Here is a 20,228-nt window from a genome sequence, read left to right on the forward strand (position 1 = left end):
CCTTCTCGGTCATGTCCGTCCGGATGCCGGAGAGGCCGAGCTCGGCTACCTGTTGCTGCCGAGACCCTCGCGACGCGCCTCACGGGGCCCGGCCGTAAATCGCTTGCCCTGGCCACGGGTCGACGCTGCACTATGGCCGGACATCACGAGTCGTGTGCCGGAATCCGAGGGGGCAGCAGCAATGGAGATCCGTCCCACGACCGATGAGGATCTCGACGTCTTCGTCGACACGGTCCATGCCGCGTTCGGGCGCTTCCCGGAAACCCCGATCGAGGGCGGCGGGCTCTGGTGGTCGGCGCTCGAAATGGACCGCTGCATGCTCGCCCTGACGGCGGATGGGCGGCCCGTCGGCACCGCCGCCACGCACTCCTTCGAGCTCACCCTGCCCGGTGAGATCCTCGTCCCGGCCCCCGGGGTGACCGCCGTCGGCGTCCTGCCCTCGCACCGGCGCCAGGGCGTGCTCAGCGCGATGATGCGGCATCAGCTCGCCGAGCTGCGGGCGCGCGGGGAGGTCCTTTCCGTACTGCTGGCCTCCGAGGCCCCGATCTACGGCAGGTTCGGCTATGGACCGGCGACCTACACAGCGCGGCTGACGGTGCCGCGCCACAAGGCCGCCCTCGCACTTCCCCGGGCCCGCGCAGTGGCGCAGGCGCCGGCGACCGGCTCGGACGACGGCTCGGTCGAGGTGCTGCGTCGGGCCGCGTGCGGCGAGATTCTTGAAGAGGTCTACGACCGGTATCGCCGCGCCCAGCCCGGCGCGCTGTCCCGGCCGCACCGCTGGTGGGCCTTGCGCGCGGGGCAGCCCCCGATCTCGCCGGCGCCGCGCTACGTCGCCGTCCACCGGGACGCCGACGGTGTCCCGGACGGGTACGCCAGCTACTCGATCGAGTCCGGCACCCTGACGGTCGACGAGACCATCGCCACCGATGACGCCGTCTTCACAGCCCTGGCCGGGTTCGTACTCGGACACGACCTGGTCTCTCAGGTCGTGTTCCGGCACGTCCCGCCCGATCACCCGCTGCGCTGGCAGTTCGCGGACCTCCGCGCCTGCGAAGTGAGCGGCAACATGGACTGGCTCTGGGTGCGGCTGCTGGACGTCCCGCGTGCGCTGACCGCGCGCGGCTGGTTCGTCGACGGCGAGCTCGTCCTCGATGTCGAGGACCCGTTTCTCCGCGAACACGGCCGCTACCTGCTGGCCGTCCGGGACGGCAAGGCCGACTGCGTCCCGACGGACCGGGAGCCCGACCTGTCCCTGGACATCAGCGACCTGGGCTCGGTCTACCTCGGCGGCACCGCCCCGAGCACGCTCGCACGTGCCGGACACATCCGGGCCCACCGCCCGGGCGCGGCCACCCTCGCTGACGCCCTCTTCCGCGCCGAGCGCTCCCCGCACTGCCTGCACTGGTTCTGACCGCGCGGCCGTCGGCCGCGGCACTCGCGGGGATCGCGCGTATCGGGGACGTCCGGCAGGTGGCTCACCGGTCGATCGCGAAGCGGTAGACCGTCGACTGCCGGGCCTGGAAACCGAGACGCTCATACAACCGGTTGGCTGCCACACGATCAGGGCGGGAGGTCAGATCCACCGTCCGGGCACCGGCCTCCTGAGCGAGCCGCAGGGCCTCCTGAATGAGAAGCCCCGCCACTCCCCGCCCTCGTGTCTCTCTGTCGACGACCACGTCTTCGATGCGGGCCCGCACGCCCGACGGCAAGGGCAACACCACCAGCGTCAGGGTGCCGACGATCGCGTCGGATGTCCGGGCGACAAGCACTGTGTTGGCGTCGCAGGTCACCATGCGGTCGATTGCTGCATGGTCGAGGGGCTTGGCAGTCGAGGACAGCTGTGGCAGCAGTCGGCTGAAGGCGTGGACGAGTTCCTGGCTTGCTTCCCGGATGATCTCCACACGGACGTCCATGCCGGGAGCCTATCCGGCGCCCAGGCGATCATCCGAAAGAAGCGACCTGGCCGTGGTCGGTGAGGAACCGGTCCAGCGCCTTCGTCAGTTCGGCCGGCTTCTCCACCGGGAGTTCATGTCCGGCGTCCACGATGCGGATCACCGCGTCCGGGTAGGCCTTGGCCATCCGCAGCATCTGGGAGACCGGCAGCTGGATGTCGTGGTAGCCGTGCACCATCAGGGTGGGCGTCCGAATTTCGCCGACCCGGTCGAGCACGTCGAAGGCGCGCATGGCGCGGTACAGCGTCATGACGACCTCCCGGGGTGTCTCGGCGGAGGCGCGGATGTACTCGCGGATCTCCTCGCGCGGGTGGCCCGGGGCGAAGGCGCGCTGGATGTTGGTGGCGAGGAACACCTTGAAGGGGGCGAGTGTCGAGGCGGCCATCAGCAGGGCGCGGCCTCTGCTGTAGGTCATCCTGCCGATGGAGTTCACCAGCACCATGCGCTCGACCCGCTCGGGGTGGGCGAGGGCGATGGTCTGGGCGATCATCCCGCCCATGGAATGACCGATGATCGCGAACCGCTCGATCTTCAGGTGGTCGAGGAGGGCGAGGACGTCCTGCGCCAGGGCGTCGATCGTGCGCACCCCTGTCCCGCTGCTCTCGCCGTGCCCGCGCAGGTCGAGCCGGACGACCCGCCGTCGCTCGGAGAAGTGGGCGAGCTGGTGGTCCCAGCGGTGCCGGTTCGCCGTCCAGCCGTGGACGAACACCAGGGGCACACCGTCGCCGTCGCGCGGGCCCTCGTCGTCGTACGTCAGCGCTGCGCCGTCGACTTCGAGCTGCGGCATGGGTGGCCTCCTGGAGTGCGGTTCGGGTTACTGACCGGTACGGTAACCGGCCGTGCCGTCTGCCGTCACCGGCGTTCGTCCAGGAAATCGAGGATGTGCCCGAAGACGTCGAGGGCCGCTCCCCTGCCGAGGAACGTGTCCAGGTGGCCGTAGCCGGGGATCTCGGTGTAGGTCACGTCCAGTTGGGGTTGGCGGTGGGCGAGGACGTCGCGGCAGAGGTTCTGGGAGTCGAGCCACAGTCCGTTCTCGCTGCCCGCCAGCAGCAGGACCGGGGTGTCGATGCGGGCGGCCGCGTCGAGGGCGTTCTGCGGGAGGGCCCGGTAGCGGTGGTCGGTGTCGTGCCAGCGGACCACGGTGCGGGCCAGTTCGATGCGGCGCAGGTGCGGCAGGATCCACAGCGGGGCGGGGCCGAGGAGTTCGGCGAGCCGCTGGTGGGTGGTGTCGGTCAGGTGCTCGTGGACGAAGAGGGAGGCGCCGGTCCCCCAGGCCGAGTTGTGCAGGATCTGGCAGGTGGGGTCGGGGCAGGTCGCCTTGCGGGAGGCCAGGGCGAACAGCGGGGTGTACTTGGACCACAGGCCGACCTTCCGGAAGTCGACGGGGATGTGGTCGATCCGGGACTTGAGCAGTTCCCCGGCCAGGGTCATGCGCAGGGAGGTGCGGCCCGCGAGCTTCGGGGTCAGGAACACCCCTTGGGAGACCACGCCCGCCAGACCGGGGACCAGGCCCGCCGTCATGCTCAGGGAGAGGGTGAGGGAGCCGATGCAGTGGGCCACCACGAACAGGGGGCGGTCGCCGATGCGGGTGCGCATGTGGCGGACGGCCTCGGGGATGTCGTGGAGGGCGACGTCGTCGTAGGTGTAGCGGCGGCCCGTCTCGTTGTACGGGAGCCGGCAGCTGCCTCGCCAGTCGAGCAGCCAGGGTTCGTAGCCCTCGGCTAGGAGGACGTCGACCAGGTTGCGGGTCTCGGGCAGCAGGAACATGTCGGCGGACGCGGTGTGGCCGTGCAGGAGCAGCACGGCGGGGCGGTCGGCGTCGCCGGTGTCGATGCGGGTCAGGCCGAGGCGTACGCCGTCCGGGGCGTGGAACGGGATCTCCTCGACCCGCGCCGGGTCGAGCCGGTGGTGCAGGGCACGAAGGGTCGTGGTGGTCCTGACCTTGCGCAGGGCCGGCCTGGTGGTCCTGGGGTTCGTCGTACGGAAGATCATCGGTGGTGCTCCGTGGAGTTCGGGGTGCGGCGCAGGTCGAGCAGGTCCGCGGCGGCCCGGGCGAAGGGGCCGATCAGGCCGCGTCCCATCTCCAGGCCGAACCAGGCGAGCCAGGTCAGTTTGGCGGCGCGCTTCTCCTGGCCGGTGAGGCGCGGGTCGACCCTGATGCCGTCGATCTGGTCGCGTACGTAGGAGTCGGCGGGGACGACGACCTCGCCGGCCAGGCTCGCGGGTTCTCCCTCGCGGCCGAGCTGAACGGTCAGGGCGCGGGTCTGGCGCCAGAGGTCGCGGCGTGCGCGGGCGTACTTGTGGCCCTCCAGCCACCAGCGGCCGCCGTCGGTGTCGGTCAACTCCAGTCGGTAGCGCAGGAGTTGGTGGCGCAGGCCGTGTCCGTGTGGGATGCCTTCCTCGGGGCGGACCCAGATGTCGCCGCGTGCCACGGTCAGCGGCTCGGGGTGCAGGGCGGGGCAGGTGAGTTCGCCTCGGACGTCCACGCGGCGGTCGGTGACCAGCTGGTGCATGCTCGCGATGGAGAGGGTGAGGGACATGGCGCAGGGGGTGTCGGGGGTGGCTCCGACCGGGCCGACTCGGCCTTCGGTGGTCTCGGTGAACCACAGGTAGGGCTGGTCGTCCTTGTGCGGGAGGCGGGCCAGGCCGTCGTGGGCGAGGCGCTCGAAGGTCTTCAGCTGGGCCCGTGCGTCGTAGCGGGCCGCGGGTGGCAGGCCGAGGGCCTCGACGAGGGCGGTGGTGCGGTCGGCCGTGGCGGCCGGGCCCTTGAGGGTCGCCTCGCACAGTTTCAGGGCGGTGGGGCTTTGCAACACGCGGGTGAGGAAGGCCAGTTCGGGGACGGGCTCCGCCTGCAGGCGGGCCAGGGCGTCGGCGCGCCATTCGTCCCAGTCCTGGACGCGGACGTGCATCCCGCCGAGCGCCATGTCCCGTACGACGTCGTCGAGGGTGTTGGGGACCCCGGTGAGGTTGTAGTCGAAGCCCCAGGCGTCGGGTTCGCAGATGGCGGCGACCGCGACGCGGCTGACCCAGTCGACGGGGGCGGCGTTGAGGTAGCGGAAGGCCGGGACGGTGCGGAAGCGGCCGAAGGCCGAGATCAGGCCGCTGCTGAGGTCCTGGGGGTTGCAGGCGCCGGTCCTGGTGTGGCCGCCGATGCCGCCGGGGCGCAGGGCGGTGACGACCAGGCCGTGGTCACGGGCCCGGCGCAGGGCGACTTCCGCGGCCCACTTGGTCTGGTCGTAGCCGGCGACGAGGCGGTCGATGTGGGCGAGCGGGTCGTCCTCGCCCATGGACGGGATGCCGACCTCGTTGAACACGGCGACGGAGGAGATGTGGTGCAGGGGCTTGGGGCGCCCGGTCGCGGCGAGTTCGGCGAGGGTGAGGGCACCGAGGACGTTGCTGGTGCGCAGTGACTGGTAGCCGCGCAGGAAGTCCACGGCGGCCGCCACCCCGACGACGCTGTCCAGTTCGTGGGCGAGCGTGTTCCAGAGGTCGCCGGGCAGGCCCAGGTGGGGTTGGCGGATGTCGCCGGGGAGCACGGTGATACGGCGGCGGACCTCCGACGACCAGGGCAGGGCGTAGCCCTTGAGTGCCTCGCCGAGCCGGGTGAGGGCCCCCTTCTCGTCGGCGGCGCGAACCAGGCAGTGGACGTGGGCGTCGCTGTGCCGCAGCAGGTCCAGGAGCATGTGGCTGCCGAGGAAGCCGGTGGCCCCGGTCAGGAGGATGCGGCGGGGTGCCACGGGATCGGGTGAGGCGGTGAAGGGGAGGCGGTCGGCGAGGGACAGGTCGGCGAGGATCTGGGTGAGGTCGTCGGGGCGGGCCGTGGAGTCCGACGGGGTGGTGAGACGGGGCGGTGAGCCGGCGAGCAGGGGTGGCGGGGTGGCGACCGCCTGCGGTCGGACCGCCCCGATTGCCGCCGCGGCGGCCGCCTCCGGTACGGCAGTTGCGGCTCCGGTGCGCGCCAGCATGCGCTTGGCCAGGTTGATCGGCCTGGCGTCGGCGAACACCTCGTCCAGGTCGAGCTGCGTGCCCAGCTCGGCCTCCAGCGCCGCGACGAGTTCCACCGCGCTCACGGAGGTGCCCCCGGCGTCGAAGAAGTCGGCATCGGGGGAAAGGCGGCCTGCGGGAACGTAACGGCCCGCGATGCCTGCGATGGTGGCGGCCAGGGTGTCCACGTCCCGGGGCGGGTCGGCGTCCGGCCGCGTGGTCGCCGCCGGTGCCGTGACCTTGGCCAGCAGGTCGGTCACGGTGAGGCCGACACCGCCCCGCTCTATCGCCTCCGCGGTCGCCCGCTGGTCGACGGCGGCCGGTACGTTCTCGTTCACCTCACGCATGAGAGTCCTTCACGGTGTTGCCCTGCCCCTTCATCGGTGCTGTCCGGGTGGTTCGCAGCCGCACACTGAACGGTGCCGTCACTGCTGCCGCCAGGAGCGGAACGTGCGCAGCTGTTCCGGCGTGGCCACGGTCTCCAGTCGCTCGTCGTCCTGGTCGCCGCCGCCCAGCGCCGCGAGCAGCCGGCGGGCTGGGGCGTTGCGCGGGGTGCGTTCCGCGGTCAGGTGGATCTTGGCGCAGTCCAGTTCCTCGGCGCGGTCGGCCAGCCATCGCAGCAGGCGTTCCTCGACGCCTCGGCCGAGGGCACGGCAGCTCATCAGCCAGGCGAGGACGTCGAGTCGGTCGCCCTCGCGGCGCACGGCGAGGAGGCCGATCTGGCCGTAGTCGCCGAAGCGGTCGCGGGCCGCGGCTGTCCAGACCTCGCCGTCTTCGCGCCAGCGCGCGACGTCGCCGCCGTCGGCGGAGCGGGCGTGGAGGGTGAACTGGTTGGTGCGGGCCACGAGTTGTTCGGCCCGCCGCACGTCGGCGTCGGACAGCGCCCGGACGTCGACCTCCAGCTCCAGCCGGTCCAGGAACTCCTCGAACCCGGCCTGCTCGCGCGCCGCGTCGCGCTCCCGTTCCTGCTCGTAGAAGCGCGCCCGCAGCGCGTCCTCGGCGGTCGCCGCGGCCGGGACCAGTGGCCACAACCGGCCCAGGAACTCGGGCAGTTCGGCCTCCGGCGGGCAGGTCACCGACAGGACCCGCGGCAGCGCGGCGCGCATCCTGGCGATCTCGGCCGGGTTGTCGTCGAGGAACAGGAAGCTGTCCGGACCGAGGTTGAGCGTGCGTGCCACCTCGGCCAGGCGGGTCGGTTTCGGGCCCCAGGCCGCGGAGAGCACGCTGAAGTGCTCCGCCTTCAGGGGGCTGTCCGGCCGGTCGAGTACGGCACGGACGGTGTCCTCGTCGTTGTTGCTGAGCAGCACCAGCAGCGCGCCGGCCGCCCGCCACGCCAGCAGCCTGCGGGCGAGCAGGGCTCGCGGACCGGTCAGGTCGACGGCCTCGGGACCGATCTCCCCGGCCACACCGCCCCACAGGGTCTCGTCGCCGTCGACCGCGATCACCTTCGGTGCCGGGCGCCGTACCGCCCGGACCACCTCGGCAAGGCGCAGGGCCACGGCGGCCTGGAAGTGCGGGGTGAACGGGAGGTGTGCCAGCCGTTCGGTCCGCTCGTCGAAGCGTTCTTCGACCGGGTGGTGGCGGGTCCAGTCGTCGGGGCCGAGTACGGCGATGCCGGGTACGTCGGCCAGCTCGGCGGCGATCTCCCGTTCCCACCGGTCGAGACGGTCCTCGCGTTGTGCGGTGGGCAGGAAGCCGACGATCAGGGGCTTGCTGGTGCGCTCGGCCACCGCGTGCAGCGCGGCCGGGTAGGCGGTGCGCAGCTCGGCGAGCAACGAGTCGTCGACCGGGCCGAATCGCTGCAGGTCCGCCGCCCGCAGCAGTGCGACGCCCGCAGTGGTGGCCGGCTCGGCGAACACGCCGGACGGGTCGCGCAGGCTCGCCAGGACGTGGTGGTACGGCGCCTCCGCGACGGTCGTCACGCTGCCCTCCCGTACCGACTCGTCCATCGCCGTCTCGCACATCAGAGGCAGGTTGCCGAGGGCGAACGTGGCGGCGAGGGCGAGCACATGGGCCGGTGCGCTGGAGGGCCTCGCCTGCGGGGCCTCGGCCGTCGTCGGCATCGTACGAACCGGTCGCGTCGGGTCCCCTGCCGTCTCCGCGAGCAGCCGCAGCAGCTCCTCCCCCAGCTCGGTGGCCGTCGCCGCGTCCAGGATGTCGAGGTTGTGGTCCAGGCGGATACGGCCCGCGTCCGGCGTCATGGTGATCATCAGGTCGAGGTCGGAGTAGCCGGTACCCGCCGGGAGCACCTCCAGGCGGGCCGGCCGGCCCGCGGCCCGTACGTAGTTGAAGTACACCTCGACCAGCGGCGCGTCGGCCCGGTGCAGGCCCTGCCGGGCCAGCACCGGCAGCACGTCGGAGAACATCGCGCCCTTGGCCAGGACCCGTTGCAGACGCCCGTCGGTGCGGCGCAGCACCTCCTCGATCCGCTCCCCCGCGTTCGCCTCGGCGGGGAACGGCACCGGTACGCCGAAGAAGCCCACGGCGTCGAAGGCGTCGGCGTGGATGCGGGTGTCGACGGGCACGGCGAGGACGAAGCGCTCCCGCTCGCGCTTCCTGGCCAGCAGGACGGTGAGGGTGCCGAGGCAGAACGCGGCGGGGGTCACGGCCAAGTGGCTCGCGGCGGCCGAGATCCGGTCCATGAGCCCGTCGGGGATCGGAACGGTGACACTGCCTGCGCGGTACGAGCGGGCCCGCGGACGCGGTCGGCTCAGGGTCAGGTCGAGGCGGGCGCTGCCTTCGAAGGCCTCGCGCCATTCGCTCGCGTCGGTGCTCCCGTCCGCGTGCTCGTCGGTCCGCTGGGCCTCGATCAGCAGGTGGATGTCGCGGTTGGTGACGGTGTCGCCGAGCGCGTCGCCGGACAGCTCGGCGTCGATCTCGCCCGCCACCAGCAGCAGGGACTGCAGATCACTCACGGCGTGGTGGGCGCCGTAGAGCAGGATCTGGCCGCGCTCGCCGCCGTCCAGCAGCTCGAATCGCCACAGGGGGGCGACAGCCAGGTCGAACGGTGGCTCCAGCAGCTCGCGCAGCCGGTCGGCCGCGTCAACGGCTGTGTCCTGCGGCACGAGCGTCCATCGCAGCAACGGTGCCGCCGGTTCGCGGTCGACCCGCAGCTGCCGCCCACCTTCGTCGGCGGTGACCACGGCGGTGCGCAGGGCCGCGTGCCGGGCGGCGAGGCGGGTGAGGATGCCGGTGAGGCTCTCGCGGGTGGTCGGTGTGGTGAGGCGTACCGCCAGGCCGACGGCGTGGGCGGCCTGCGGCATGCCGGGCTGGGCGCTGCGCAGCAGGCGTACGACGTCGCGGGTCACGGGGTGCAGTTCGGTGACCGGTACCTCGGTGGTGCGTTGTGGTTCGTCCGGTGTCGTCGTCCCCTGTCCAGGACGGGTTGTTTCCGGCAGTGCCGTGCTCAGGGCCTGGGCGAGGCCGCGGATGTCGGCGGCCGAGAAGACGGTGGCCGCCGGGAGTTCCACGCCCAGCTCGCGGGCGAAGGCGTTGCGCAGCCGCACGAGCATGAGGGAGTCGAGGCCGAGTTCCTTCAGGGCCGTGGTCGCGGAGACCTGGACGGCGCCGCCGGATACCTCGGCGACTCGGGCGCGCACATAGGCCTCCAGCCGTACGGCCCGTTCGGTGCCGTTCGTCGCCGCGTGGACCTTCTTGACGAGGTCGTCCGTGTCGGGCGAGCCCGTGGGGACGGTGACCAGGTCGGCAAGGATCGGGCGGGTGCGGGCGGCGTCGGGATCGAGGGCCAGGAGTTCCCAGTCCAGGGCCAGGGGGGCGAGCTGGCGGCGGGCGGTGGTCAGGACGCGGTCGAAGAGTTCGCCACCGTCCCGAGCCGAGAAGGCGACGAGGCCCGAGCGGGCCGTTTCCGCCTCTCGTGCGCCGGACCCGGACACCATGCCCACGCCCGACCAGGCACCCCAGTTAAGGCTCAGCGCCCGACGGTCGGTGCGCGAGAGGTGGTGGGCCCAGGCGTCGAGGAAGGCGTTCGCCGCCGAGTACGGGCTCTGTCCCGCCGAGCCGAGCAGACCGGCGGCCGAGGAGAAGAGGACGAAGTCCTCGGCGTCCGGGGTGAGTTCGGTCAGCAGGGCGGTGCCGAGGACCTTGGGCGCGAGGACGCGCCGGACGCGTTCGTCGCTCAGGTTCGCGATCGTGGCGTCGTCGAGGACGCCGGCCGCGTGGACGACGCCGGTGATCGGACCAAGTGCGTGACGTATGGCGTCCAGGGCGGCGGTGAGGCCGTCGCGGTCGGCGACGTCCGCGCGGGCCACGTGCACGGTCACCCCCCGCTCTTCGAGGTCCCGGATCCAGCTCTTGGCGTCCGATGAGGGTGCGCTCCGGCTCATCAGGGCCAGGCGACGGGCGCCGCGGCGGACCAGCCGCTCGGCGACGACACGTCCGAGACCGCCCAGGCCACCGGTGATCAGATGCACGCCGTCCGCGGTGACGGCCCCGTGACCGCCGTCGTCCGGGCGGGTGCGGGCAAGGCGGGGTACCAGTCGTCCGGTTCCGCGCAGCGCGACGAGGCGTTCGTCGTCGGCGTACCGCAGCTGTGTCCACAGGGAGTCGACGCCGTCCGCCGACGGGAGGTCGACGAGCGTGGTCCTGAACTCCGGATGCTCCTGCGCCACCGCAAGGCCGAAGCCCCAGGCGAGCGCCTGCTGAGGATGCGTCACCTGCGTGCTGTCACCGGCCGCCTGGCTGCCCCGTACGACGACGAAGAGGCGGGGCGCCGGACCCCGCGTGCGGTCGGCGAGCGCGCGCACCAGATGACGGGTGCTGAGGCAGCACAGTCGGGCGGCCTCCTCGGCCGTGTCGGCGTCGACGATCGTGGGAGCGTCGAGGGCGGACAACTGGACGACTCGCTCGGGGGGTTCGTCGGCGAAGGCCTCGTCGAGGAGACGGGCCAGATGCCCTGGGTCGGCCGGATCGAGGACGTAGCGTCCGGAACCCTCGGCGGCGAACTCCGCACCCCTGCGGGCGATCACGTACGGCACGGAGTCGCCCAGCCGTTCGACGAGTTCGCCGGTCATGCCCGACTCGTCGGCCAGGATCAGCCAACTGCCCTGCGTGGGCGGCTCATTGGCGGTCGGACGGGGCTGCCAGCGGGTCTCGAACAGCGCCCCGTCCAGGGGCGAGAGTGCCGCCAGTCGGAACTCCTCTGCCTCCAGCAGGAGTTGGTCGTTCTCGTCGTAGAGCCGAAGGTCCAGCGTCGCGGTGTCGCCGGACACGGACCGCAGTTCACAGGTCACCCACACCGGGGTGGTGCGCAGTCCGGTGTGGCGGAGGCGTCCGACACCCGCGGGTACGAACGCCCGTCCCTCGGGTGCGCCGCCGGGCAGCGCGGCCGCGTGGAAGGCGGCGTCCAGGACGGCCGGGTGCAGCAGATGACCGGCGGCGGGCTTGTCGGCCAGCCGCGCGAGGCTCGTGGAGTGGGTGCGATGGCCGGACTCCAGGCCCCGGAAGGCGGGGCCGTACTCGATACCGAGTGTGGCGAGGGCGCCATAGACCGCGGGCAGATCGACCTGCTCCGTGCACTGTGTGCGCAGTGCGGCGAGCGAGTCACCCGGGGCGGTGTCGGGCTCGGCGGAGGCGGCCTCGGGTTCGGCCGGGGGCACGACGACGCGCCCGCTGACATGGCGTTCCCAGCGTGTGCGCTGTCCGAGCCCGGTGGGTGACGAGGCGATGGTGAAGTCCCGGAAACCGTCGGCGGCGGGCCGGAGGACAAGTTGCAGCCGGGTCGGCCGGGACTCGTCGAGGCGCAGCGGCCGGACGAACCTGACGTCGGCGAGCCGTACGTCGGCGCCGTCGTGTACGGCGGACGCGGCCTCCAGCGCCATGCCGAGGAAGGCGGCGCCGGGCAGCCACACCTCGCCGGTGACCTTGTGGTCGGTCAGATAGGCGAAGCGGCTGTCGCGCAGGTCCACCTCGCTCTGGAAGAGGTGCCGGTCGGCTTCGTCGCTGGCCTCGACGTGGGTGCCGAGGAGCGGAGAAGTGCCGGGCGCGGTGGCCGCAGCGGGGGCGAGCCAGTGGCGTTCGCGGGCGAAGGCGTAGGTCGGCAGGTCGACGCGGCGGCCGGCCGGGAAGAGCGCGGACCAGTCCGGCGTGTGGCCGGCCGCGTACAGCTCCCCCAGCCCGCGCAGCAGCGCGTCCCGGCCGCCCCGCTGCCGGCGCAGCGAGCCGACACTCACCGCGTCGATGCCAGCCTCGGCCGCCACGGCCTCGATGGACGAGCCCAGCGAGGGGTGCGGGCTCAGCTCGACGAAGTAGCGGTGGCCGTCATCCAGCATGCGGGTGATCGTGTCCGCGAAGCGGACGGGCTCGCTGAGGTTGGCGTACCAGTAGCCGGGATCGAGGCGGTCTGCGGGTACGGGTTCCGCCAGCACCGTCGAGTACAGCGGGGTCCGGGCGTGTCCGCCCCGGATGTCCGAGAGGCGGTCGAGCAGGTCCGCACGCAGGGGGGCCATCAGCGGGGTGTGCGAGGCGAACGGCGTCGAAAGCGACCGGACCCCGATCCCCTGCTCGTCGAGGCCGCGGCGCAGCTCGGCCAGTGCGTCGCCGTCGCCGGAGACGGCCGTGGAGTGCGGACTGTTGACCGCGGCGACGAACAGCCGGCCGGCGTAAGGGGCGAGCAGTTCCTCCACACGCGGCCGCGGCAGGTCCAGGGACAGCATGCCGCCCTTGCCGACGACCGGTACGACCGTCCGGGCGCGCCCGGTCACCACGGTCACGGCGTCGTCCAGGGTGAGGGCGCCCGCGCTGTACGCGGCGGCGATCTCGCCCAGGCTGTGGCCGGTCACGGCGTCCGGGGTGACGCCGAGCGAGCGCCAGGCGACCGTCAGCGCCGCGTTCACCGCGAACAGCGTCGGCTGGAGATACTCCGTCCGCTCGAGCGGGGAGAACTCCTCCGGCGCCCGTAGCGCGTTGAGCACCGACCATCCGGCGTGCCGCTCCACCGCCTCGTCGATCCGGGTCAGCTCCTCGCGGAACGCCTCCGACTCGGACATGAGGTCCAGACCCATCCCGGGCCACTGACCACCGTGTCCGGCGTAGACGAAGGCGACCTTCCCCCGCTGCTCCTCCCGGTGCGGCGGCAACGGCATCCGCCCGGCCGCCAACCCGCCGAGGACCGAGCGCAGTTCCCCACGCTCCTCGGCCACGATCGCCGTACGCCGCTCGAAGTGGCTGCGGTGCCGGGCCAGGGTGTGGGCCACGTCCGGCAGCGCGACCGAGTCGTCGGCCAGGTGGCGGGCCAGCGCGGCGGCCTGTCCGCGCAGGCCCGCTTCACTGCGGCCCGACAGGACGAACAGGTGCTTTCCATCCGGTAGTTCGCCGGCCTCGGGCTCGACCTCGGGTCCGGCCTCCTCCACGATCACATGCGCGTTCGTGCCACTGATCCCGAAGGCGCTCACCCCCGCACGCCGCACCCGCTCCGCCGACGCGGGCCAGGCCACCTCCTCGCGCAGCAGACGCAGTCCGCTGTCCGTCCAGTCGACGTGGCGGCTGGGCGTGTCGGCGTGCAGGCTGCGCGGCAGGGTTTCGTTGTGCAGTGACTGCACGACCTTGATGAGGCCGAGGACGCCCGAAGCTGCCTGTGTGTGCCCGACATTGGACTTCAGCGAGCCCAGGTGGAGCGGGCGCTCCTCGGGGCGCGAGGTGCCGAAGACCTCCGCGAGGGCGTTCGCCTCGATCGGGTCGCCCAGCGTCGTGCCGGTGCCGTGGGCCTCGACGTGGTCGATGTCGGCGGGCCGCAGCCCGGACTGCTCCAGGGCGCGCCGGATCACCTGTTCCTGCGCGGGGCCGTTCGGCGCGGACAGGCCCTGGCTGCGGCCGTCCTGGTTGACGGCGGTGCCGCGCAGCACGGCCAGGATCGGGTCGCCGTCGCGCCGGGCGTCGCTCAGTCGTTTCAGTACGACCATGCCGGCGCCCTCGGCCCAGATGGCGCCGTCGGCGGCGTCGGAGAAGGAGCGGCAGCGCCCCGTCGGCGACAGTCCGCGCAGTCGGCTGAACTCGACGAAGGTCTGCGGTGTGACCATCAGGGTGACGCCGCCGGCGAGCGCCAGATCGCACTCGCCCGCGCGCAGCGCCTGCGCCGCGAGATGCACGGCTACCAGCGAGGACGAGCAGGCGGTGTCGACCGTGAGGGCGGGGCCGTTCAGCCCCAGTGTGTAGGCGAGCCGTCCCGAGGCGACGCTCAGGGCAGAGCCCGTGCCGACGTAGCCGTCGAGTTGGTCGAGCCGGGTGCCGGACAGGTAGTCGCTGCCGAACATGCCGACGTACACGCCGGTGGTGCTGCCGGCCAGGTCGGCGGGCACGATACCGGCGCGCTCCAGCGACTCCCAGGCGGTCTCCAGGAGCAGTCGCTGCTGCGGGTCCATGGCCGCAGCCTCTTTCGGGGTGATGCCGAAGAAGCCCGCGTCGAAGGAGTCGATGTCGTCGAGGAAGCCGCCCTCGCGGGCGTAGGTCTTGCCGGGGGCGTCCGGGTCGGGGTCGTACAGCGACTCGACGTCCCATCGCCCCGCCGGGAAGGGTCCGACGGCGTCCCGTCCCTCCGCGACGAGGCGCCACAGGCCCTGCGGGTCGGTCACGCCGCCGGGCAGTCGGCAGGCCATGGCGACGAGAGCCACCGGCTCGTCGGAGGAGCGGGTGGCCGCGGCCTTGTTCGAAGAGCCGGCGGCGGCTGTGTGCGCGGCCTCGCGGCTTGTGCGCCCTGTTGTCGCCAGGGCGCCGCTCAGGAGGTACTCGGCGAGACGGCTCGGGGTCGGATGGTCGAAGACCAGGGTGGCCGGGAGCTTGGTGCCGATGCGGGCGCTGATGCGGTTGCGCAGGTCGACCGCCGTCACCGAGTCCATGCCGAGGTCGCGCAGTGGCTGGTCCGGAGGTATCGACTCCGCCGAGCGCAGGCCGAGGGCGTGCGCGGCCTCTTCGCGGACCAGGGCGAGGACGCGTGCGGCGCGTTCGGGCTGCGGCAGTCGGGCCAGGCGGTCGGCCAGGGTGTGGCTGCCCGCGTGGGCGGGCCGGGTGGCCGGGAGCAGGGAGCGCCACAGGGCGCCCGTCGGTGCGGCGGCTCGCAGCCGGGGCAGGTCCAGCGCCCAGGCGACCAGGTGCGGGGCGTCGCGCCGCAGGGCCAGTTCGGTCAGCTCCCGGCCCTGGTCGGCGGTGAGGGCGCGGTGGCCGACGCGGGCCATCCGCTCCAGGTCGGCGTGGACCGCGGCGAGCCCCTCTCCCGCCCAGGCGCCGAAGGAGACCGAGACGCCGGGCAGGCCCAAGGCGCGTCGGCGGTGGGCGAGTTGGTCGAGGAAGGCGTTGGCCGCCGCGTAGTTGGCCTGGCCCGCGTTGCCGACGACTCCGGCGGCCGAGGAGACCAGGAGGAAGAGGTCGAGCGGGTGGTCGGCGGTGAGCCGGTGCAGATGGACGGCGCCGTCGACCTTGGGGCGCAGCACCTGCCCGAGACGCTCGGGGGTCAACTCGGCCACCACGCCGTCGGCGAGGACTCCGGCGCAGTGGACGACGCCGCGCAGGGGCGACTCGCCGCCGATGCGGGCCAGTACGTCAGCCACGGCCGCCGCGTCGGCGATGTCGCACGCGGCGAGCTCGACTTCGGTGCCGAGGGCGGTCAGTTCGGCGGTGACGTCGGCCGCGCGGGCGTCGTCGGGCCCCTGACGGGTTGTGAGCAGCAGGCGAGGGACGCCGTTCTCGGCGAGCAGACGGGCGATGTGGCGGCCTACCGCGCCGAGGCCTCCGGTGATCAGTACGGTGCCGTCGGTGGGGAGCGGAGCCGGACGGCCGGATGCCGCCCGACTGGCACGCGTGAGGCGCGGAGCGCGCAACTCACCGCCTCGCAGGGCGAGTTCCGGCTCGCCGGTGTGCACGGCGGCGGAGAGCAGTGACGGATCGTCGTCGCTGTCGAGGTCCAGGAGGGCGATCCCGAGATCCGGGTGTTCGGTACGGGCGCTGCGTGCGAGTCCCCACAGCACCGACTGGGCGAACCCGGCAACCGCGTCGCCGTCGGCGGCGGCGATCGCTCCGCGGGTCACCCAGACGGTGCGCGTGGGCGCCTCGTCCGGCGGGAGGGCGATCAGAGCCCGCAGTTCGGCCAGCGCCGTGGCCGCCAACTCGTGGGCGAGCAACGCCGGTTCGCTGTCGGGGGTCGGGCGGGGCCAGAACCGTACGACTGTCTCGGCGCCGCCCTCGTCGGTGACCCTAACGCCAGCCGCACGCAGCTCACGCAAGGCCGACGCGACCGCCGGGTCCGACGGGTCGCCGTGGACGGCCCAAACGGCGCCGGGTGCCTCGGGCTGCGTCTCCGGTACGGCCGTCCACGCCACCTCGTACAGGTGCCGCGCGTTCTCCGAGCCGCCGTTCAGGTCGGCCGGGTTCACGGCTCGCAGGCGTACGCCTTCCAGGCGCCCCGCAGGGAAGCCGTCGGCGTCCCACAGGCCGACGTCCAGGGTGACGTCGGTGCCGGAGTCGCCGCCGGTCCGGTGCACGGCGGCGATGAGGTCCGTCGCGCCGCCGGGCGGCAGCACACAGCGGGCCACCGCCACCGGCAGCAGAACCCGCTGGTCGGCAGGGTCGAGGGCGGCGGCCACCTGGAGGGCGGCGTCCAGGAGCGCGGGGTGTACCGGGTAGGGGTCGGCCGTGTCGCGGGCCACGGGCGGCAGCGAGAGGCGGGCGAGCACGGTCCCGTCGCCGGTCGCGGCGGCCTGTCGTACGCCCTGGAAGGCGGGGCCGTAGCCGAGGCCGAGAGAGGCCAGTCGCTCGTAAGTCTCCTCGCCCCAGGCCGGTTCGGCGGTCTCGGGCCAGGTCGGTGGCTCGTCGGCCGGCGTGGCGGCCGACTCTGCGGCGGAGGCGGTGGCGTGGAGGGTCCAGTCACTGCCCTCCTGGCCGCGCGGACGGCTGTGGACCGTGATCTCCGGTACGGCGCCGGCGGTGACCACCTCGACGGACACCTCGACCGTGCCCGTGCCGGGCAGGGTGAGCGGGGCCAGGAGGAGCAGGCCGGTGACGTCGCAAGGCGTGTCCGGGCGGGCCACGGCGAGGGCGGCTCGGCAGAGTTCCATCAGAGTGGTGCCCGAGACCACGGTCCGGCCGAAGATCGTGTGGTCGGGCAGCCAGTCGGCGGTGGCCGGGGACCACTCGCCCCGGAAGGTCCAGCGGGTCTCGTCCGCCGACTGGAGCTGGACGCCGAGCAACGGGTGGGCGGCGCGGTCGAACGGTCCGGGCGCCGTCGCGGAGGCGGCCGGCTCGATCCAGTGGCGCTGGGTGTCCCAGGCGTAGGTCGGCAGGTCGGCGGGGGCAGTGGGGGGAATCAGTCGGCGCCAGTCGATCTGCCGTCCGTGGACGTGGAGTTCGGCCGCCGCGCGGTCCAGGCAGGCGGGGCCGTCCTCGTCACGGTGCAGGGAGGCGACGGCGACCAGGGTGTCGTCGATGGTGTGCAGGGCGGTGAGCAGCGACGGGTGCGGGCCGAGTTCGACGAAGCAGCGGTAGCCGTCGGCGGCCATCCGCTCGACGGTGGGCGCGAAGCGGACGGGTTCGCGCAGGTTGGTGTACCAGTAGTCGGCCTCGAGCTCCTCCGTGACCGGTTCGCCCGTGACCGTGGAGTACCAGGCGACGGAGGTGGGGCAGGTGGTGACTCCGTCGAGTTCTTCGAGGATCGTCGCACGCACCGGCTCGACCCGGGCGCTGTGGGAGGCGTAGTCGACATCGAGGCGGCGGACGAAGACCTGCCGCCGTTCGAGGTCGGCGAGCAGGGCCTCCACCGCGTCCACGGCACCGGCGATGACGGTGGAGCGAGCGCTGTTGACGGCGGCGACGCCGATCTCGCCGCAGTGGTCGGCGAGTCGGGCCTCGACCTCGCTGTGTGGCAGGGCGACGACGGCCATGGCGCCGGTGCCGGACAGTTCGGTCAGGGCCTGGCTGCGCAGGGCGACCACGGCCGCGGCGTCGTTGAGGCTGAGCGCCCCGGCGACGCAGGCGGCGGCCACCTCGCCCTGACTGTGTCCGACGACCGCGTCCGGCCGTACGCCGCGAGCACGCCACACCGCGGCGAGCGACACCATCACGGCGAAGAGCACGGGCTGGACGACGTCGACGCGCTCCAGGTGCGGCGCACCCGCGTCGCCGCGCAGGACGGACGTCACCGACCAGTCGGTGAACGGGCGCAGGGCCGCGTCACAACGGTCGACTTCGTCGGCGAACACCGGGTCACGATCGAGCAGATCGCGCGCCATGCCCGCCCACTGGGCTCCCTGCCCTGGGAACACGAACGCCAACTTGCCTGCAGGGAAGACCTGTTGGGGCCCGACGGTCAGGTCTGTGTCGGGCTGGTCCCCGGTGAGTGCGCGCAGGGCGGTGAGCAGTGCGTCGCGGTCGGCCGCCCGGACGACGGCTCGGTGCTCGAAGTGGGTGCGGTGGTGAGCCAGCGTCGCGGCCACGGCCGGGAGCGGCAACTCGGGCTGCCACTCAAGGGTTTCGAGAAGGCGACCGGCCTGCCCCCGGAGGGCCGGGAGGGTGCGGGCGGAGAGCGGGAACAGGGCGGTGCCGGGGAGGTCTTCGGGCCGTTGCGCAGGCTCCTCGAGGGCTTCCTCGATCACCACATGGGCGTTCGTGCCGCTGATCCCGAACGCGCTCACCCCGGCACGCCGTATCCGCTCGGGATTCCGTGGCCAGGTCTGGGCCACGCCGAGTACGCGTAGTCCGCTGTGCGCCCAGTCGATGTGCTCGGTCGGGGTCTCGGCGTGCAGGGAAGCCGGAATGCGTTCGTGGTGGAGGGCCAGTACGGTCTTGATGACTCCGGCGATGCCCGCGGCAGCCTGGGTGTGTCCGATGTTGGACTTCAGGGAGCCGACCCCGAGGGGGCGCTCGGCGGGACGCTCGGGCCCGAAGACCGCGGCCAGGGCCCTGCCCTCGATGGGATCGCCGAGTCGGGTGCCGGTGCCGTGCGCCTCGATGTGGTCCAGGTCGTGCGGCCGGAGCCCGGCGGCGTCGAGTGCGGCGCGCAACACCCGTTCCTGGGCGGGGCCGCGGGGAGCGCTGAGGCCCTGGCTGCGGCCGTCCTGGTTGATCGCCGAGCCCTTGACGACGGCGAGGATCCGATCGCCGTCGCGGCGCGCGTCGGCGAGCCGCTTGAGCAGCACGACGCCGCAGCCCTCGGCCCACACCACACCGTCCGCATCGGCCGAGAACGGGCTGCACCGACCGGACGGCGACAGACCGCGCAGCCTGCTGAACTCGACGTGCCCACGCGGCGTCACCAGCAGCGACGCGCCGCCCGCCAGCGCGAGGTCACACTCGCCGCCCGCCAGCGCACGGGCCGCCAGATGCAGGGCGAGCAGGGAGGAGGAACAGGCGGTGTCGACGGTGACCGCCGGGCCCTGAAGGCCCAGGGTGTAGGCGATGCGGCCGGACGCCACACTGGACGCCGAGCCGGTGCCGACGTGCCCGTCGAGCTGGTCCAGGGCGGCCGAGGCCAGGTAACCGCTGTCGTACAGGCCGATGTAGACGCCCGTGGAGCTGCCGTTCAGCGTCTCCGGGACGATCCCGGCGCGTTCGATCGCCTCCCAGCCGGTCTGCAGGAGCAGCCGCTGCTGGGGGTCCATGGCGGCGGCCTCGCGCGGCGAGATCCCGAAGAAGCCCGCGTCGAAGCGGTCGATGCCGGAGAGGTAGCCGCCGTGCAGCGAGTACGCCTTGCCGGTGGCCTCCGGGTCGGGGTCGTACAGCCCCTGTGTTTCCCAACGGCCCGCCGGCACCTCGGTGATGGCGTCCTCGCCGGCGGCCAGCAGCCGCCACAGCGCCTCGGGGCTGTTGGCGCCGCCGGGGAAGCGGCAGGCCATCGAGATGATCGCGACGTCGTCGTTCTGCCGCACGTGCGTCTCGGCCGGAGCGGGGGCGGCGGTCGTCGTGCGCGTCGCCGTGGACCCGTCGTCGAACACGGCCTCGGCGAGCGCCGCGATCGTGGGGTGGTTGAAGACTATGGAGGGGTCCAGGGTCCGGCCGGTCAGCGCGGACAGCTCGGCGGCCAGCGTCACCAACTGCCGTGATCCCAGGCCGAATTCAGCGAGCGGACGCCCCGCATCGACGCTCAGCGAATCGAGCCCGGCCGCCTCGGCGACGGCCGACTCCAGCCATGCCCGCACGCCCTCGGTTGTGGTGAGAGACGGGTCGGGGAACTGCTTCGGGGACTCGTGCGCAGGCATCTAGACAGGTGTCCTCGTGGATTCGGGAGAGGTCTGTGGACGTACGACGCGCAGGCCTCGTGCTCCGGTACGGCTGCGGCGGGCGTCGTACGGCGGA

General features: G+C 73.0%; 6 protein-coding genes. 1 reads left to right on the forward strand and 5 read right to left on the reverse strand.

Annotated features, from left to right (window positions below):
• Positions 1-181: 181 nt before the first annotated feature.
• Positions 182-1,411 carry a GNAT family N-acetyltransferase gene (locus IF78_RS0133990; protein WP_031486276.1) on the forward strand — a complete coding sequence of 410 codons (1,230 nt, stop codon included), beginning with the start codon at positions 182-184 and terminating at the stop codon, positions 1,409-1,411.
• A gap of 64 nt (positions 1,412-1,475) precedes the next feature.
• Here the strand turns inward: IF78_RS0133990 and IF78_RS0133995 are convergent, their stop codons facing one another.
• The 5 genes from IF78_RS0133995 to IF78_RS0134015 form a co-directional block, all read right to left on the reverse strand.
• A complete protein-coding gene (locus IF78_RS0133995; RefSeq protein ID WP_031486277.1) occupies positions 1,476-1,913 on the reverse strand; it encodes a GNAT family N-acetyltransferase in 438 nt (145 codons plus the stop codon).
• Positions 1,914-1,941: 28 nt separating this feature from the next.
• Positions 1,942-2,739: an alpha/beta fold hydrolase gene (locus tag IF78_RS0134000; protein WP_031486278.1), complete on the reverse strand. Its 798-nt coding sequence runs from the start codon at positions 2,737-2,739 to the stop codon at positions 1,942-1,944.
• Between the two features lie 65 nt (positions 2,740-2,804).
• A complete protein-coding gene (locus tag IF78_RS0134005) occupies positions 2,805-3,944 on the reverse strand; it encodes an alpha/beta hydrolase (protein WP_031486279.1) in 1,140 nt (379 codons plus the stop codon).
• A complete protein-coding gene (locus tag IF78_RS0134010; RefSeq protein ID WP_031486280.1) occupies positions 3,941-6,283 on the reverse strand; it encodes a thioester reductase domain-containing protein in 2,343 nt (780 codons plus the stop codon). Before IF78_RS0134010 ends, IF78_RS0134005 begins: the two co-directional genes overlap by 4 nt.
• Before the next feature lie 78 nt (positions 6,284-6,361).
• Complete coding sequence (locus tag IF78_RS0134015; protein WP_031486281.1) at positions 6,362-20,131, reverse strand: type I polyketide synthase; 13,770 nt, start codon at positions 20,129-20,131, stop codon at positions 6,362-6,364.
• Positions 20,132-20,228 lie beyond the last annotated feature (97 nt).

The sequence above is a fragment of the Streptomyces bicolor genome, from assembly GCF_000719285.1.
In the GTDB taxonomy this organism is placed as follows: domain Bacteria; phylum Actinomycetota; class Actinomycetes; order Streptomycetales; family Streptomycetaceae; genus Streptomyces; species Streptomyces bicolor.

What these genes read in the sequence shown, in the direction of transcription:
- IF78_RS0134000 (WP_031486278.1), bottom strand. Translation starts at nt 2,739, where the DNA reads ATGCCGCAGCTCGAAGTCGACGGCGCAGCGCTGACGTACGACGACGAG.
- IF78_RS0133990 (WP_031486276.1), top strand. Translation starts at nt 182, where the DNA reads ATGGAGATCCGTCCCACGACCGATGAGGATCTCGACGTCTTCGTCGAC.
- IF78_RS0134015 (WP_031486281.1), bottom strand. Translation starts at nt 20,131, where the DNA reads ATGCCTGCGCACGAGTCCCCGAAGCAGTTCCCCGACCCGTCTCTCACC.
- IF78_RS0134010 (WP_031486280.1), bottom strand. Translation starts at nt 6,283, where the DNA reads ATGCGTGAGGTGAACGAGAACGTACCGGCCGCCGTCGACCAGCGGGCG.
- IF78_RS0134005 (WP_031486279.1), bottom strand. Translation starts at nt 3,944, where the DNA reads ATGATCTTCCGTACGACGAACCCCAGGACCACCAGGCCGGCCCTGCGC.
- IF78_RS0133995 (WP_031486277.1), bottom strand. Translation starts at nt 1,913, where the DNA reads ATGGACGTCCGTGTGGAGATCATCCGGGAAGCAAGCCAGGAACTCGTC.